The sequence below is a fragment of the Streptomyces sp. SLBN-118 genome (assembly GCF_006715635.1).
GTDB lineage: Bacteria > Actinomycetota > Actinomycetes > Streptomycetales > Streptomycetaceae > Streptomyces.
Genome location: NZ_VFNP01000001.1, coordinates 3,639,020 through 3,653,522, shown reverse-complemented (window position 1 = coordinate 3,653,522; position 14,503 = coordinate 3,639,020). Strand labels below are relative to the sequence as shown.

The following is a 14,503-nucleotide window of genomic DNA, read 5'->3' as shown; positions in this document are numbered from 1 at the left end:
CATGACCACCAACACACAGGCCAGCACGGGGCCGGTGTGGGACTGGACCGCCGGTCACGGACCCGTGACCGGCGCTCTGTCCGCCACCACCGGCGCTTTCGCCCTCGCCGCCACCGGCGCCGCCACCGGCATGCCCCCGGGCTGGGTGCTCGCGGTCGGCGCGGCCGGGGCGATCGGCCACACCGCCACCAGCCTCCGCGACCGCCTCTCTGCCCGCACGATCGGCACGCGCGCCGCCTCATGGCTGGTCGGTGCCGGGTGGACGACATGGGCCATGACCACCGGCCCGCTCACATGGGCCGCCCTCGGATCCCTCGCCACCCTCGGCGTCGGCCTCGGGGCTGCCGCCCGCGCCACCCTCCTGCACGAGGAAGCACGGGAGTTGGAGGCGATCGCCGCCGCTGACCGGCAGATCGCGAGGGAGCTCTCCGCGGAACGGCGGGCGATCGCCGCCGAATGGGTCGACCGGATCCAGCGCGTGTGCGGCATCACCGTGCGCGTCCTCGCCGTCGAGCAGTGGCCGACGGGGACCGGATTCACGATCGACGCCGAACTCCCGGCCGGCGGCACCACCTACGACAAGATCGCGCGGGAGTCCGCCCGCCTCTCGGCGGATGCGCGGCTGCCGCACGGCTGCACCGCTTCCGCCTCGCAGGGCATCGACCAGGGCCGCGTCCTCATCGACGTAACCACGGTCAACGTGCTCGCCGAAGAGGTCACTTACCCGACCGACTACGGGCCACTGTCCCTGCACACGGGCATCCCGTGGGGGTACCGCACCAACGCGGAAGAGATCCGCGCCCACCTGCGCGAGCAGTGCGCGCTCGTGGTCGGCCCGACCGGATCGGGCAAGACCAACATGGTCCACGTCATCCTCGCCGGATTCGCCCGCGCCGAAGACGTGCTCACCTGGGTGATCGACCTCAACGCCGGATCGGCAGGACTCCCCTGGGTCCTGCCCGCCCTCAACCACCAGCCGGACGAAGGGCAGGCCCCGTTGCGCCCGGGAGTGGACTGGCTGGCCGCCTCCTACGAGGAGGCACTGCTGATGCTCGATGCGGCGGTCAGGGTCGCGAAGCACCGCAAGATGGCCTACCAGGACCTGATGTCGCGTGCGAACACCGACCTGCTGCCGATCAGCGCGAAGATTCCGCAGATCATGCTGGTCATCGACGAGGGCGCGGAGATCCTGACCAGCACCGACAAGAACATGCGGGAGCTGGCCAGGAAGATCCTGGAAGTCATCCGCATCGCCCGCGCCATGGGCGTACGCACCGTGCTGACCGCACTCGGGGCCACCGGCTCCGTGCTCGGGAACCTGATGATCCGCCGCGAAGCCAAGGTCCGTGTCGCGCTGACCGGCGGTGAGACCGAGGGCATGGACCTCGGCAAGATGTTCCCCGGCAGCCGCGGACTCAAGACCGACCAAGCCCCCTACAAGGGCGCCGGATTCCTGGGCACCCCCGAATCGGCCCCGGCGCTGTTCAAGTCGTGGCGAATCCTGCCCAACCAGATCCGCGACATCGTGGCCGCCACCTCCGACCGGCACCCCACCCTGGACGCCACCTCCGCCAAAGCGGCTGGGCAGGACTACGCGCGGCGCTGGTACAGCGACCGCATCGCCTGGATGCACGACCATGACCACGCACCAACCACGGGCACAGCGGCCGAGGCCGACGGCACCGGGGGCGGGCTGAACCTCTCCGCCCTGCGCGAGCAGCGGCCCGCCGAAGAGTCCGCCGCGGACGCGCTCGCCCGGAAGTTCCGCGAGCAGATCGACGCCCAGTTCGCCACCGCCCCCGAACCCGGAGCCGCCGAGCCGGACACGGGAACGGAGCAGCCGCCCACACCGACCGGGCTGAACCTCTCCGCGTTCAGAGCCGAGGACAACGCCGCGAAGGAGGCCGCGCTCGCGCTGCTGCTCGCCGCCGGGCCGGAGGGAACCGGGGCGTCCGCCATCGCCCGCGCGCTCGGAGACGAGCACGGCACCACCCGGCAAACCGTCGTCGGATGGCTCAAGACATGGACCGACGACGGCACCGCCGTACGCGTCGGAGCGGGCACCAAAGCCCGCTACGTTCACCACCGCCACGCCCCCGAGGCGTGACCGCCTGTCGCTTGTCGCCCATCCCTGCGAGAAGGGGCCCTGGCGGCTTGCTGAGGGCCCGAAACGGCTTGTGACCTGCAAGGCGACAAGCGACAAGACAAGACAAGCGACAAGCCGCACGACAAGTCAGACGACAAGCGACACGACAAGCCGACACCGGACGTCGCTGCGCATCGGGCCGGTTTCCACACCCTGTGGAGACCGGCCCGCCCCGTTCCCGCACCACCCACCGCGAGCCGAACGGAGGCACCACCATGACCCACCAACCGCCCGGGCCCGCGCCCGGAACCCTTGCCCCGCACATACCCGCCGACGTCTACCGGCAGGCCGAACGCGAAGGACGGCCGATCATCGTCGTCGTCCAGGCCGCCCCGGCGGCGCGGACTGCGCGCACCTACCTGGTGCCGCTCGGTCTCGGCCTCGCCACCGCGATCGGGGTTGCGGGCACGGTCGCCGCGATCCTCGCGCTCTTCGAGTTCGCCATCCACACCGCAACCCTCATCGCCGGGGCCGCCGGGCCCATCGGCGTCGGCGGGCTCACCTTCAAGCTCACCCGCCCCAAGGGCCAGTGACCCACGACAGCACGTCCCGCCAACGGGACCACCAAGCAACGGGAGCCCTCATGTTCGAGATCCGTATCGTCTGCGCCACCACCGATGCCGACCGCATCGTCGTCGCTCTGGACGACGCCTTCAACGCCGGAACCATCGCGGGCTACCCCGACTGCGACGGCAAGCAGCAACGCCTCTACCTCTACGCCGACCACAAGGACGCCCCCACGAGGCCCATCTCGGAGTGGCCCGGCCTCACCGAGGCCTACGCCACTGCCCCGGACGCGCCGAGCGAACTGAACTGGCTGTGCGACCGCGAGCCGCACGAACGTGACCGCGAGTGGTGGCTGCGCCGGGCCGCAGTCGTCGACCGTATGGCCACCGGCCTCGCCCCCGGCTGCACCGCCACCGAGGAACAGGCCCTCGACATCGCCCGAAAGCTCAAGGCACTGGACGACGCCGCCGTGATCTGCGACCCGCGCGCCTACGTCCGCCAGCAGTACGCACGCTGGGCCACCGACCACCACTAGCTACGCCAAGGGCGGCCCCCACCTCACGCCAATGAACCGGGGCCGCCCTTGTCACCCAGCACGCTCGTAACGAACTGGAGGACATCCAGCATGACCCAACCCACCGACATCAGCACGCTGCCAGACCATCAGCGCACCGCGCTGAGGCTCGCGGCCACCGGTGTGCCGCCGCTGCCCTTGCGCGCTGGGAAGGTGCCCTTCGGGAACTGCCGCACCTGCGCGAACGGAGCCTGTGGCGGCCGGCCGAACATGAAGATCCCCGGGTCCTGCACCTGCCCGGCGCCCTGCCACGGCTGGGCCGCCGCTACCACCGACCCCGGCGTCATCAACTCGCCGACGTGGGCGCGGGCGTGGCGAGACGCAGCGGCGGTGGCCTACCACCCCGGCGGCGCCGGTCTCACCGTCGTCGACCTCGACAATGCGGAAGCCATCGGATGGGCTCGTTCGAGCCTGCCCGCCACACTGACCGTGCCAACGACCCGGGGCGAGCACTGGCTCTACCAGGGCGCCATGCAGTCCGCCAACGCCGTACGGCCCGGCGTCGACATCAAGTCGACCATGGCCTACGCACGTTGGCTCGGTCCCGGTACCGGCACCATGGCGCCCCTGCCCGACGTCGTGCGCGCGCTGACCGTGAAGGAGCCGGCCCCGGCCCGTCCGGCTTCCGTCACGGTGCCCGCACTGGCGGGCGGCGGCGAGTGTCCGCACCGCACGCCGACCTACTTGGACCGTGGCATTGCCATGGCGGAGCAGCGCATTACCGAGGCCCGGGAGGCGGTGCACACGACGGTGTACCGGACGTTCCTCGCGGTGCTGTCGACGCACGGTCGGTGCGGCTGCCTCACCGAGGCGCACACCGCGCGGCTGTTCACCGCCGCGCAGGCCAAGGGGGAGTCGCCCCGGCACTGCATGGATGCGTGGACCAACGCCCTGAACACGTTGGGACTGAGCCATGTCTGAGGACGACAAGAATCCCGCTCGCGAGGTCATCGCGGACTATGCACAGGCCCACTTCCGGTACTTCCGCACCGCCGACGGGACCGTGTACGCGCAGAGGAACGGGCACCCCGTCGCCCGGCCGATGCGCTCGCAGGGCACCACGGGCAGCCACCGCCAGGAACTCATGGTGGGCCTGTTCAAGGACGGGCGCGGCGTGTTCAACGGGTCAGCGATGAAGGAGGCGTTGGACTTGATCGAAGCGCTCGCGTTGGACGCGGACACGCACGCCGTGAACATCCGCGTGGCCCCCGGGTTCGACGGGGCGACGTGGCTGGACCTGGGCCGCGATGACGGGAAGTCCGTCCGCATCCACCCCACCGGCTGGGACATCCTCACCCCCGACCCTCGCGAGGTGTGCTGGCGGCGGACCCAGCTCACCGGGGAACTGCCCCTTCCCGTCAAGGACACCGACGGCAAGGGCATCGATCTTCTGATGCGGCTGTGCAACTTCGCCAACGCCGAGACCGAATGCCTGGCCATCGCGTGGCTGATCGGCTGCCTCGGACCGTCCGTGCCGGTCCCCGCGCCGTTCCTCACCGGGCCGCAGGGCGCGGGGAAGTCCACCGGGGGCCGGATGCTCACCAGGATCATCGAGGGCATGAGCGGTGACCTGCGGCGGGCGCCGAAGGATGAGGAGAATCTGATCGCGGCAGTGGCGGCCGGATGGATTACCGCGCTGGACAACCTCTCCCACATGACGCCGGACCTGTCCGACGCGATGTGCTGCATCGTCACCGGAGCCGAGAGCGTCAAGCGGGCCCTGTTCACCGACGGGGACGTGTTCCGGGTCGGCTACCGCCGCCCCCTGCTCCTGACCGGCATCGACGTCGGCGTTATCCGGCCCGACCTCGCCGAACGGCTCCTGCCCCTGCGCTTGGAGCGTCCCAAGGTGCGGCGCACCGAAGCCGAACTGTGGGCGGACTACGCAGAGGTTCTGCCGGTGGTCCTCGGCTCGCTCCTGGACCTCACCGTCAAGGTGCGCGCCGTGGAGGCGGAGACCCCGACCGACCTGCGGATGGCGGACTTCGCGCACCTGTGCGCGCAGTTCGACGCGGCGACCGGGCTCGGGGCTCTTGCCGCCTACCGGGCGAGTCTGGACGACCTGAACGACGACGTGATCGAGGGCGATCTCCTCGCCCAGACCGTCCTCAGGCACGCCGAAACCATCGAGCCCGGCGCGGCGCAGCAGATGACGTCCACCGAGTGGCTGTCCTGCCTCAGCCGCCTCTACAGCGGCGAGGATGGCCGTCCCCTGCCCAAGGGCTGGCCGACCACCGGCAAAGTCCTCTCCGACCGCCTCAAGCGCCTCCAACCGACGCTGGCGGCCCGGGGCGTCCTCATCGACTCGGGCCGCACCAAGGCGGGCCGCTACCTCGAAATGACCCGCACGGTCGCCCTGACCCTGCCTCCGCACGCGCAGACGCGGGCGTTCTGACCCGCGACCCGCACGCTCAAGCGAACAGCAAGAAGAGCACGTGCTCCTCTTGCTGTTCGGCGGAACGCCGCCCCAAGGTCGCGCCGCGCAGCGGCTCCTTCTTCGCTCTGTAAGGCGCACTCGACTACTACAGGCAGCCCCTTCTTTGTCCTAAGAGGGAAGAAACTGCGTCACCTGCGTCACCCGGGCCAGAAAACGGCCCCTGACCTGCGTCGACAGCGGTGACGCAGACGGCTGGCTCTGCGTCATCCTGCGTCACCTGCGTCACCCGGTGACGCAGCCGATGACGCACCGGTGACGCAGCCCCGAACTGCCGCGTCACCCAAACCCGCAGGTCAGAGCCTCAGGTGACGCTGGTGACGCGGTGACGCAGAAATCCGCACCTCGGACACACGCAGACCCCGGAACAGGCCCCCACCCGCGCACGGAGGACACGCCATGAGCACCAAACGTGAACAGCCGGACCCGCGCGCCACTCTCCGCGCCGGGTTGCCTGACCGCTACCTCACACCCGACGACATCGCCGACATGTTCGAGGTGCCCCTCGAAACCGTCTACCAGTGGCGCCGGAAGCGAACCGGCCCGCCCGGATTCCGCATCGGCAAGTACGTCCGCTACGACCCCACCGACGTCCGCGCCTACGTCACCCAGCGCAAGAGTGCCGACCAGATCGCCGCCTGACTCCAGCACGCGCCGAACAGCTCAGTACCCCAGGGAGGGCCACCCCGTGGCCCTCCCTTCCGTATGCCCAGAAGGGATCGCCGCCGCATGGCAGGCCACATCCAAGACCGCTGGTACAAGACAGAAACTAACGCCGCTGGCAAGACCGTCCGCGTCAAGACCGACCGCCACGGCACCGGCATGCGCTACCGCGCCCGCTACGTCGGCCCCGACGGCACGGAGAAGTCGAAGAGCTTTGCCGACGGACAGAAGCGCCTCGCTGAGAAGTGGCTCAGCGCCATCGAGACGGACATGACGCGCGGTCATTACACCGACCCCAAGTCCGTGCGGATCACGTTCCGGCAGTACGCCGAGAAGTGGTTGGACAGCAAGACACCCAGCGCGATGACCCGGAAGGAACTCGGCCGGCGCCTGCGGCTGCACGTCTACCCGCTGCTCGGTTCCCGTCCGATCGGGACCTTCCGGCCGGAGCACATCAGGGAGTTCGTTGCCGCCCTGGAAGCGAAGCCCGGCGTCGGCCCTTCCTACGCCCGGAACATCTTCGCCGCCGTTCAGTCGGTCCTATCTGCCGCCGTCGACGACACGCTGTTGTCGCGCAACCCGTGCGGTGCACGGACTGTCCGGCGGCCCAAGCCTGCCCCGCATCCCGTAGTCCCGTGGGTGCCCGCTCAGGTGTTCGCCGTTCGCGCGGCTCTTCTGGAGAGGTACCGAGCGATGGTCGACGTCGGCGCCGGATGCGGCCTGCGCCAGGGCGAGGTGTTCGGGCTGGCTGAGGACGCTATCGACACCGAAGGGCGCACGCTGCACGTGGTCCGGCAGATCAAACACGTGGAAGGGCACCCGGTATTCGCTCTCCCCAAGGGCAAAAAGAAGCGGGACGTTCCGCTGCCCGACTCCGTGGCGGAAGCCCTCCGGGCGCACATGGATGCGTGCAAGCCCGTAGAGATCACGTTGCCGTGGGATGTGCCGGAGGGGCCGAAGGTGTCCGCCCGGCTGATCTTCACGGCTGAGCAAGGAGGCCTGGTGTGGCGTAGCAACTTCAACGGCAAGGAGTGGAAGCCCGCTCTCGCGGTCGCGGGCCTCATCTCGCCGGAAGCGGATGAGAACGGCAAGTACGAGTCGGCGCGCGAGCACGGGATGCACGCACTGCGGCACTTCTACGCGTCTGCGTTGCTGGACGCGGGTGAGAACATCAAGGCCGTCAGCGAGTACATGGGGCACGCCGACCCAGGGTTGACGCTCCGGGTGTACGCCCACCTGATGCCTGACAGCCGCCAGCGGGCCCGCAGCGCCATCGACACGGTGTTTCAGCGCATCTCGCAGGAAGATCACGGCCCACAGACGGCCCAGTAACCCATGGACGGCCCCTGAACTGCCCTTTTGTGCAGGTCAGGCGCCGTTGCCCAGAGAGAACCCTCTGAAGTTGCTCAAGTCTGCTTTGGGTTCCTGGGGCCGGGGGCATCCCCCTCACACGCAAGAAGCGGTCACGCGACGACGCGGAGAGCTCGCTTCGGGGGATGGAAGGACGGTGAGTGCAGTGACAACGTTCATCGGGATTCTGATCATTGGGTTCGTGTTCGTCGTGATCATCGCGATGGCCGCCGGTTCCAAGCGGGCCGGGAGCGGCAGGGGGCGCCGGAGCAGCGGTTCGGCGGGGAGCGCCGGCTGGTGGGCCGGTGGCGGTGACTCGGGCGGCGGCCACTCGTGCGGGGGCGGCTCGTCCTGCGGCGGGGGGTCGTCCTGCGGGGGCGGCGGGGGATGCGGCGGCGGAGGCAGCTGACACGGGGCAGCTGGTCCGCGACCACTGGAGGCACCCGGCGGAGTCAACTCCCGTCGGGTGCCTTCTTGTTGATTGAGCCGGAGTGACCTTTGCGGCCGTTCGGAGTTGAACAGTTGAACCGTCAGGCCCCCGGAGGGATGGAAACCCCTGCAAGTTGGGTAAAAATGCTGTGAGCGTCGCTTACTTCATGATTGCCTCGCTGTCGGAACCTTGTTGGAACCATCCAGCCCTCGGACCTGATGTGGACCCGAGCAGGCGCTCCCCCGGATCTTTTCAACTCCCCTCAGGGGCGCCGCCGGTCCACGTGTCCACCCGCCGAAGCGCGTTTGCGGAGCCGACCCATGCTCACGACCCTCCATACCGCCTACACCGACACCCGCGCCGACGACCTCGCCTGGGCGCTGGGCCGGGAGCCGCTGCCCGCCCTCGCCGTCCTCGATCTTGAACTGTCCGGAGCCAAGCTCCAGTTGAGGCTCCTGGGCGCCTCGCACCAGGTGCTGCTGGAGGAGGATCAGGGCAGTTGCTCCGAAACCGTCGCCTGCATGCCCGGCAGCAGCACCCCGCTGCCCCTCGGGGTCGCCAAGCGGCTCGGCGACTGGGAGTACGAGTTCGCGGCCCGCGTCGAGACGCTGTCAAAAGGTTCCTTCGCCGGACGCGCGCAGGAACTCCTCGCGCTGGTCGCCGACCACCCCCAGGGACTGGCCGGTACCTTCCCCGGATCACCTCACGCGTTCACGGCGATGCTTGCGCAGCGGCTCGACGGCCAGGTGCGGTGGCGCACATGGCATGCCTATCCGCAGGAGGGCCAACTCGTTGTCACCCGAACGCGGGTCGGTGTCCGTATGCCTGCTACGCTGTAGTGAACCCTTGTGGGTGACAGGCCGCACGCCACCCCTGACGTAGCGTTTACGAACATGATCGATCGGCCGCCGGTCCCGCCGCCCTCGTGCGCGGTGCGGCTGCCTGTGCGCCCCGACGCCGGCCGGTATCTGGTGCTCACCGCCGTCTTCGTCTGCGCCGCCTGCGGACTCGTGTACGAGCTCGAACTGGTCGCGCTCGCTTCTTATTTGATCGGGGACTCCGTCACCCAGGCGTCCGTCGTGCTGTCGGTCATGGTCTTCGCCATGGGCGTCGGCTCGCTCCTCGCCAAGAGGCTGCGGTGCCGTGCCGCGGTCGGATTCGGTGTGCTGGAGACGGCCCTCGCCCTGGTCGGCGGCTCCTCGGCGATGGTGCTCTACGCCGCGTTCGCATGGATCGGCGAGTCCCGGTTCGTGCTGGTGGGCTTCTCGCTCGCCATCGGGGTGCTGATCGGCGCGGAGATCCCCCTGCTGATGTCCCTGATCCAGCGCATCTCCCGGCGCGACGCCGAGGGTACGGTCGCCGACCTGTTCGCCGCGGACTACGTGGGTGCGCTGGTCGGCGGCCTCGCCTTCCCGTTTCTGCTGCTGCCCTGGCTGGGCCAGCTCACGGGCGCGCTGTTGACGGGAGCCGTCAACGCGGTGGCGGGCGGGTCGCTCGTGCTGTGGTTGTTCCGGCGGGATCTGACGGCGCGTTGGCGCGGTCGGCTGCTCGTCGCCAATGTGACCGTCCTCGCCCTGCTGGCGACCGCGACCGTCATGGCCGACGACTTCGAGCGGGCGGCACGCCGGGCGGTCTACGGCGACGACGTGCGTGTCGCCGTCCGCACCGAAGTCCAGGAGGTCGTGCTCACCGGCAGCGGTTCGGGGCCGCCGGATCTCTTCCTCGACGGACGGCTGAGGGTCAGCGGGCACGACGAGTACCGGTACCACGAGGCGCTGGTCCACCCGGCGATGTTGGGGCCGCACGCCCGCGTGCTGATCCTGGGCGGGGGCGACGGGCTGGCCGCGCGCGAGGTGCTGCGCCACCGGGACGTGGAGACGGTGACCGTCGTGGAACTGGACCCGGGCGTCGTTCGGCTGGCACGCATCGACCCGGCGCTGGCCGCGCTGAACGGGCATGCCCTGCGCGACGCGCGGGTGCGGGTCGTCATCGCTGACGCCTTCACCTGGCTACGGGCGCCGCGCGGGACGTACGACGTGGTGATCTCGGACCTGCCCGACCCGGGCATCACACCGAGCACGAAGCTCTACTCCCAGGAGTTCTACGGACTCGCCGCGCGGGTCCTCTCGGGCGGCGGGCGGCTCGTCGTGCACGCGGGGCGGCCGGGCTCCCGCCCGCGCTCCTTCTGGACGGTCGACGCGACGCTGCGGTCCGCCGGGTTCCGGACCCGCCCGTACTGCACGGCGGCGCCGCATGGCTGGGGGTTCCTGCTGGCGGCCGTGGGGTGGGCGCCGCAGCTCGGGCTCGCCTCCTCGACGCCGCGGCTGAGGGCGGTGGACGCGTCCGGGCTCGCGGCCGCGGCGCGGTGCGCCGAGCGCACGAGGCTGCCGGATCTGCCGCCCTCCACGCTGGTGCACCCGCGGTACACGGACTGAGCGGTACACCGACTGCGGTACGCCGACAGGGCAGTGCATCGACTGGCAGTGCATCGAGTGAGCCGTACACGGACCGAAACGCAGACGTGGCGGGCGCGTCTGAGTAGGCTCGGCTCCCATGGAGCATGAGGTGTTCGTTCCGGTTCCGGCAGAGACCGTCCGACAGGCACTGAGGGACCCTGCCCGGGTCGCCCGCTGTGTGCCGGGGCTCCAACACGACGCGGACGAGTCCGCGGGCCCGCTCTCCGGCCGGCTGAAGGTCAGGATCGGCGGGCACACGATCACCTACCGCGGCACCCTGCGCATCGTGGAGCAGGGCGACGTCTTCGTGGTCGAGGGCGAGGGCGTGGAGGCCCGCGGCACCGGCTCGGCCAAGGTGAGCATCACGATCCAGCCGGAGCCCGCCGAGGGAGGCACGACCCTCACCTTCACGGGGACGTCGAGCGCCGAGGGCCGGCTGACGGAGCTTGAGGACACGACGACGGCATCCGCCGCGCACCGGCTTCTGGACCGCTTCGCGGACCGGCTCGCGACGACCGCGGAGGACCCGGCGGTGCAGGACGCACCGGTGGAGGACGCCACTGCAGACGACGAGGCGGCGCAGCGGCAGGACGGCGACGCCACGGCGCCGTCCGTTTTCGACGAGCCCGTGCCGCCGCCCTCCCTCGGCCCGGCCGCCGAGGAGGAGTTCGACGCGGCCGATTTCGACGAGGGCGAGACGGAGGGTCCGGACGGACCCGAAGAGCCGGAGGAACTCGCCGAAATCCGCGAGCTTCCCGTCACCCCCGACGTGCCGCCGGCCGAGGCCGCGCACGCCCGTCGCACCATGATCGGGCGCAGCGCCGAAGAGGTCGACCACGCCCCGCCGCGCGGACGTTACGCCCCCGCGCCCGCCCCCGACGCCGGTGCCGCCGGGGTCACCCTGCGCTGGATCGCGCCCGCCGCCGCGCTCGCGCTCGCCTCCGCCGTGGTGGTCAGCCGGGTGCTGCGCCGCCGCAAGTAGTCATCGCCAGTACTGTCGTTGTGTGAGTAGCGAAGAGAGTGTCCGGCTGGCCGCCGGAGACGTCGAGTTGACCGTACGTCCGCAGAATGGCTGCCGAGTCGCGAGCCTGAGCATCGGCGGCACCGAGGTGCTGCGCCAGGGCGACCGGTACGGGTGCTTTCCGATGGTCCCGTGGTGCGGCCGTGTCAGAGACGGCCTGTTCCACAACGGCGACGTGGCGCATCAACTACCGCTCAATTCCCCTCCGCACGCCATCCACGGCACCGGCCGCGACACCGCCTGGCGCACCGCCCGTACCGCCAAGAGCGAGGCGTCCTTCACCTACGACCTGGCCGAGCCCTGGCCGTACACCGGACGTGTCACCCAGACCTTCGAGCTGGCCGAGGACTCCCTGACGCTCGCCCTGGGCATCGAGACGTACGACACCTCCTTCCCCGCCCAGGCCGGCTGGCACCCGTGGTTCCTGCGCAGCCTCGGCAGCGGTGAGAACGCGCGCGTCGACTTCAGTGCCGCGTGGCAGGAGCAGCGCGGGGACGACCACCTGCCGACCGGGCAGCGCATCGCGCCCCAGCCCGGGCCCTGGGACGACTGTTTCGGGATGCCCGACGGCGTCTCGGTCACCCTCACCTGGCCGCAGCAGCTGGAGCTGACGGTGGCCAGTCGCGCCGAATGGGTGGTGATCTACGACGAGCAGGCGGAGGCGGTCTGCGTGGAACCGCAGTCCGGCCCGCCCAACGGTCTCAACAGCCACCCCCGGCTCGTCACTCCCATCGAACCCCTGGAGATCGCGACGACCTGGAGCTGGCGCCGCCTCTAGGGCGTGTTTTGGAAGTCTCGCCTGCCCCGCGACGCCTGGCACGCACTCCCCCGTAGCCCTTCGGGCACGGGAGGTGCCCCCACGCGGTGTTGTCGGAGTCGCCCAAGTACGTCCAGTACGAGGGCGATCCTCCGCCTTGCGATTGCACGCACCAGACGCCGCGGGGCCCGCCCTGCGGGCGGACGGCGCCACTTCTAAAACACGTCCTAGGCCGGCGCCGCCTCTGGGTCCTGTCCACGATCACGTCGGATCAGTGTGCGTGCCAGGGCACGCGAGCCCGGCAAGATCGGCTGGGCGGGACCTTAAGCTGGCGGGCATGACTGACGTACGTGGTGAGCTGCTCCAGCAGATCAAGGACAAAGCCGTGGTGCACGGCAAAGTGACCCTCTCCTCGGGCATTGAGGCCGACTGGTACATCGACCTGCGCCGGATCACGCTGGACGGCGAGGCCGCGCCGCTTGTCGGACAGGTGATGCTCGATGCGACTGCCGACCTGGACTACGACTGCGTGGGCGGGCTGACCCTTGGCGCCGACCCCGTGGCCACCTCGATGCTGCACGCGTCGGCGGCGCGCGGCCGACGGCTGGACGCCTTTGTCGTACGCAAGACGGGCAAGGCGCACGGCATGCAGCGCCGGATCGAGGGCACCGACGTCAAGGGCCGCCGCTGCCTGGTCGTCGAGGACGTCTCGACCACCGGAGGCTCGCCGCTGACCGCTGTCGAGGCGGTACGCGAGGCGGGCGGCGAGGTCGTCGCGGTCGCCGTGATCGTCGAGCGGGGCGCGGCACCGGCCATCGCCGAGGCGGGGCTGCCCTATGTCAACGCCTACTCGCTCGACGAGCTCGGTCTCGCCTGAGACCTGTCCGCGAGCAACTCGTGACCTGGGTCGCGAGAGGCCTCTGACCTGCGGTGATGATGAGGGGTCGGCTGTTTCACGTGAAACACCCGGCCCCTCACGCATGTCCAGGACGCACGTAGGGTGGAGCCGCGCCAAGAGTCTGGAAAGATAGGCCGTGACGATGACGTCGCCCCCAGGTCAGGGCCAAGCACCACATACCCGCACATCACAAGGAGCGGACACATGCCCATCGCGACTCCCGAGGTCTACAACGAGATGCTCGACCGGGCGAAGGCAGGCAAGTTCGCCTACCCGGCCATCAATGTGACCTCGTCCCAGACCCTGCACGCTGCGCTGCGCGGCTTCGCGGAGGCCGAGAGCGACGGCATCATCCAGATTTCGACCGGTGGCGCCGAGTTCCTGGGCGGCCAGCACAACAAGGACATGGTCACGGGCGCGGTCGCGCTGGCCGAGTTCGCGCACATCGTCGCCGCCAAGTACGACATCACCGTTGCCCTGCACACGGACCACTGCCCCAAGGACAAGCTCGACGGCTATGTCCGTCCGCTGCTCGCCGTTTCGGCCGAGCGCGTGGCCAAGGGCCAGGACCCGCTGTTCCAGTCGCACATGTGGGACGGCTCGGCCGAGACCCTCGCCGACAACCTGGCCATCGGCCAGGAGCTGCTGGCGCAGGCCGCCGCCGCCAAGATCATCCTCGAGGTCGAGATCACCCCGACCGGCGGCGAGGAGGACGGCGTCAGCCACGAGATCAACGATGAGCTGTACACCACGGTCGAGGACGCGCTGCGCACCGCCGAGGCCCTCGGCCTGGGCGAGAAGGGCCGCTACCTGCTGGCCGCCTCGTTCGGCAACGTCCACGGCGTCTACAAGCCGGGCAACGTCGTGCTCCGTCCCGAACTGCTGAAGGATCTGCAGGCCGGTGTTGCCGCCAAGTACGGCAAGGCCGACCCGTTCGACTTCGTCTTCCACGGCGGCTCCGGCTCCACCGCCGAGGAGATCGCCACCGCGCTGGAGAACGGCGTCGTGAAGATGAACCTCGACACCGACACCCAGTACGCCTTCACCCGCCCCGTCGCGGACCACATGTTCAAGAACTACGACGGTGTGCTGAAGGTCGACGGCGAGGTCGGCTCCAAGAAGACCTACGACCCGCGCACCTGGGGCAAGGCCGCCGAGGCCGGTATGGCCAAGCGTGTGGCCGAGGCCTGCGCGGCCCTGCGCTCCACGGGCACCAAGCTCAAGTAAACGACGTCCGCACCGCCGGGCCCGGCACCCCCTCGCGGGG

General features: G+C 70.1%; 14 protein-coding genes. All 14 read left to right on the top strand.

What is annotated here, in order from left to right; all coding sequences use genetic code 11:
• The first annotated feature begins 1 nt into the window (after position 1).
• The 14 genes from FBY35_RS16630 to fbaA all read left to right on the top strand — a co-directional run bounded on the left by FBY35_RS16630 (position 2) and on the right by fbaA (position 14,463).
• Positions 2-2,107 carry a hypothetical protein gene (locus FBY35_RS16630; protein ID WP_142214547.1) on the top strand — a complete coding sequence of 702 codons (2,106 nt, stop codon included), beginning with the start codon at positions 2-4 and terminating at the stop codon, positions 2,105-2,107.
• Between the two features lie 254 nt (positions 2,108-2,361).
• Positions 2,362-2,679, top strand: coding sequence for a hypothetical protein (locus tag FBY35_RS16625; RefSeq protein WP_142214546.1), 318 nt, complete (start codon positions 2,362-2,364; stop codon positions 2,677-2,679).
• Positions 2,680-2,729: 50 nt separating this feature from the next.
• Positions 2,730-3,188 (top strand): hypothetical protein, encoded by a 459-nt coding sequence (locus FBY35_RS16620; protein WP_142214545.1) that lies wholly within the window; start codon positions 2,730-2,732, stop codon positions 3,186-3,188.
• Positions 3,189-3,278: 90 nt separating this feature from the next.
• On the top strand, positions 3,279-4,148 hold the full coding sequence (locus FBY35_RS16615; RefSeq protein ID WP_142214544.1) for a bifunctional DNA primase/polymerase: 870 nt from the start codon (positions 3,279-3,281) through the stop codon (positions 4,146-4,148).
• Positions 4,141-5,622 carry an ATP-binding protein gene (locus FBY35_RS16610; protein ID WP_142214543.1) on the top strand — a complete coding sequence of 494 codons (1,482 nt, stop codon included), beginning with the start codon at positions 4,141-4,143 and terminating at the stop codon, positions 5,620-5,622. Before FBY35_RS16615 ends, FBY35_RS16610 begins: the two co-directional genes overlap by 8 nt.
• Before the next feature lie 438 nt (positions 5,623-6,060).
• A complete protein-coding gene (locus FBY35_RS16605) occupies positions 6,061-6,303 on the top strand; it encodes a helix-turn-helix domain-containing protein (protein WP_142214542.1) in 243 nt (80 codons plus the stop codon).
• Positions 6,304-6,390: 87 nt separating this feature from the next.
• A complete protein-coding gene (locus FBY35_RS16600) occupies positions 6,391-7,656 on the top strand; it encodes a site-specific integrase (RefSeq protein ID WP_142214541.1) in 1,266 nt (421 codons plus the stop codon).
• Between the two features lie 175 nt (positions 7,657-7,831).
• Positions 7,832-8,083, top strand: a complete 252-nt coding sequence (locus tag FBY35_RS16595; RefSeq protein ID WP_186356951.1) for a hypothetical protein — start codon at positions 7,832-7,834, stop codon at positions 8,081-8,083.
• 341 nt (positions 8,084-8,424) lie between these two features.
• Positions 8,425-8,943 carry a DUF2617 family protein gene (locus tag FBY35_RS16590; protein ID WP_142214540.1) on the top strand — a complete coding sequence of 173 codons (519 nt, stop codon included), beginning with the start codon at positions 8,425-8,427 and terminating at the stop codon, positions 8,941-8,943.
• 54 nt (positions 8,944-8,997) lie between these two features.
• On the top strand, positions 8,998-10,539 hold the full coding sequence (locus tag FBY35_RS16585; protein WP_142214539.1) for a polyamine aminopropyltransferase: 1,542 nt from the start codon (positions 8,998-9,000) through the stop codon (positions 10,537-10,539).
• A gap of 118 nt (positions 10,540-10,657) precedes the next feature.
• The gene (locus FBY35_RS16580; protein WP_142214538.1) at positions 10,658-11,542 is read left to right on the top strand and encodes an SRPBCC family protein; all 885 of its coding nucleotides are present in this window, start codon (positions 10,658-10,660) and stop codon (positions 11,540-11,542) included.
• A gap of 22 nt (positions 11,543-11,564) precedes the next feature.
• Entirely contained in the window at positions 11,565-12,359 is a 795-nt protein-coding gene (locus FBY35_RS16575) for an aldose 1-epimerase (protein WP_142214537.1), read from the top strand.
• A 316-nt stretch (positions 12,360-12,675) separates the two neighbouring features.
• Complete coding sequence (gene pyrE, locus FBY35_RS16570; RefSeq protein WP_142214536.1) at positions 12,676-13,215, top strand: orotate phosphoribosyltransferase; 540 nt, start codon at positions 12,676-12,678, stop codon at positions 13,213-13,215.
• Between the two features lie 225 nt (positions 13,216-13,440).
• Positions 13,441-14,463 carry a class II fructose-bisphosphate aldolase gene (gene fbaA / locus FBY35_RS16565; RefSeq protein ID WP_142214535.1) on the top strand — a complete coding sequence of 341 codons (1,023 nt, stop codon included), beginning with the start codon at positions 13,441-13,443 and terminating at the stop codon, positions 14,461-14,463.
• The last annotated feature ends 40 nt before the right edge of the window (positions 14,464-14,503 follow it).